Raw genomic sequence first — 2,150 nt, 5'->3', positions numbered from 1 at the left:
AGGGCCGCACTCGCGACGCGCTCGATCTGCTGGCCCACCTCGAACCGGCGCGCCTCGGCGACGAGACGGCGCTGGCCTTGCTGCGCGTGCGTTACGCTGCGCTCAATGCGCTGGTTGCCAGCGGTGAAGTCGGCGCCGCGGCATTGACGCCGGTGGCCGCCGCATTGCGTATGCGCGAAGCGGCGCTGAAAGCGCAAGGTGCGTAGCGCAACCGCAAAGGTGTCATGTCTGCTGTTATTGCGAGGGCTTGGCGGGTATTACATTGTCCCGCTAGCCCGAAACAATCCCCCGCCGCCATGGAAGCCATCTGCTGGCTGGCAACAGTAAGTTTATATGAATTGAAACGTGAAAGGGTTCAGCCACTATGGAAACACTCACCCATCCCGAAACAGCGTGGCTGCTGCGAGCAGCGCCGGCGCTGCTCGCCGCGCTGATCACGCTGACAGCAACCTTCGTCTTGCGCCAACCTTTGGCGCGCTGGCTGGCCCGGCTGGCCCAACGGCGATCGCCGGCGGTGCTGGATCCGGCCTTAGTGTGGCGGCCAACCCTGCTGCAACCGGCAACGGCGCTGCTTATTGCTGCCGGAGCAGCGGTCTTTGTGAGTGCGGCGCTGGGTTTCGTCGGTTCGCTCTGGCTGGGTTTGGCGGCAGCGCCGGCTGCGGCTGCGCTCGCGGTGCGGATTGGTTTTACGGTGGCTGCGCAACGCTATAACCAACAGCTCGAACGAGAACTGACCCCGGCGATTGGCCGGCTCAGCGCCCTGCTTGGCGGCGGCTTGGGGCTGCGCACCGCGTTCGAGCGGTTGCTCGCCGATATGAACGCCGGCCCGTTGCAGAGCGAATGGTCGTGGCTGATCCGGCAACAAGGCGCACCGTTGGCCGATGGCAGTATTGCCACCATGCGCCAAGTGATTGCGGCGCTGGCCACACAAACTTCGGCGGCCCGCCATGCTACGCTACTCAACCACCTCGCTGTTGCTGCCGACCAACCGCAAGACCTGCAAGCCCGTCGTTGCGCCGCCGCCTATGCCGCATTACAGGCTTCGGAGCGCCGCCGTGAAGAGGCGCTCACCGAGCTGGCCCAGATGCGCTACAGCGGCCTAGCTGTCGGCGGGGCCGGTGTGTTGATGGCCGTCTACTTGATCGCAACCCAGTGGGAACGGGTGCGCATTGCCTACAGCACTCCGCTGGGGATGGTCTTTGCGGTTATTGTCGGTTTGGCGCTGTTGGCCCCGATCGCTGGCGGCATCTGGTTCTCGCGAGTGGAGGATGTCGAGTATTAGGGCGGATTAGCGAGCACCTATGGAGTGCGGCAATCCAACTGCCGCGCGGTCTGAGTTGGATCACAGTGCGCAACCCAAAGCGGCAGTCCAACTGCCGCACTCGACAATGGTCCGCTTCATCCTCTGGCTTGAGCGCCGGACAGAACATGTGGTTGGGTAAAAGCGTTGATCGCTGTGCGATGCCTCAATGTTAGACTGTGCGCTCCCCTCTCCCGCGCCAGTAGGAGCGAGGCTGGGGGTGAGGGCCAGCAGCCCGCTGCGCGGCCTTCGTAATCCTAGCCCGGCCCTTCAGGGCCGGGTTCCGGGTCAAATGTTCTGCCCGCCCTCGAACCGTTCGGTGGGAGCGAGGCTGGGGGTGAGGGTGAACGATGCATCGCAAAGCCTTCAACCAAAGCTGTGCTCATACGTTCTGCCCGCCCTTGAACCGTTCGGTGGGAGCGGGGCTGGGGGTGAGAGTGAACCGGCATATCTCAAAGCCATCAACTACATCTGCGCCATATATTTGGTCTGCCCTTGAGTCTCCGGCTGGCAGAAGCAGAGCCGGCAGTGAGAACTGACCAACCGGATACGCAAGACATTACTTGAAAGGAGCACGATCATGCCTCATATCCTAACTACTCCTGCTGCGCCGGCCTTGCTGGCCGCGTTGTGTGGTGCGCTACTGGCCGCGCTTGGCGTGGTGTTGCGCGGGAAACCCATTGCAACGCCGTCATTCAACGAACGGCAACGGCTGATCATCGGTCAGACCGGTGGCACGGCCTTGGCATTACTGTGTGCAGGCGCGGCGCTCAGTGGCGGCCCGCTCTGGCTCGGCTTGGCGCTCGCGGCCTATTTGGCGCTCGGCTTGGTGTGGCCGCGCCAGCCGCGC

At 63.7% G+C, this 2,150-nt stretch carries 1 protein-coding gene and 2 pseudogenes; all 3 read left to right on the top strand.

Translation table 11 applies throughout. The annotated features are described in order from the left end of the window. Window positions 1–206 (top strand): annotated as a pseudogene (locus tag U9R81_RS14065) (secretion system protein E); the annotation flags it as partial. A gap of 158 nt (window positions 207–364) precedes the next feature. After that, on the top strand, window positions 365–1,282 hold the full coding sequence (locus tag U9R81_RS14060; RefSeq protein WP_322496063.1) for a hypothetical protein: 918 nt from the start codon (window positions 365–367) through the stop codon (window positions 1,280–1,282). 598 nt (window positions 1,283–1,880) lie between these two features. Further along, window positions 1,881–2,150 (top strand): annotated as a pseudogene (locus U9R81_RS14055) (hypothetical protein); the annotation flags it as partial.

The sequence above is a fragment of the Chloroflexus sp. genome, from assembly GCF_034435895.1.
Taxonomy (GTDB): Bacteria; Chloroflexota; Chloroflexia; order Chloroflexales; family Chloroflexaceae; genus Chloroflexus.
The sequence above is the reverse complement of the archived record's forward strand: the minus strand, read 5'-3'. Positions and strand labels throughout refer to the sequence as shown.

Coding starts and splice junctions, on each gene's coding strand:
- U9R81_RS14060 (WP_322496063.1), top strand. CDS start 365: ATGGAAACACTCACCCATCCCGAAACAGCGTGGCTGCTGCGAGCAGCG.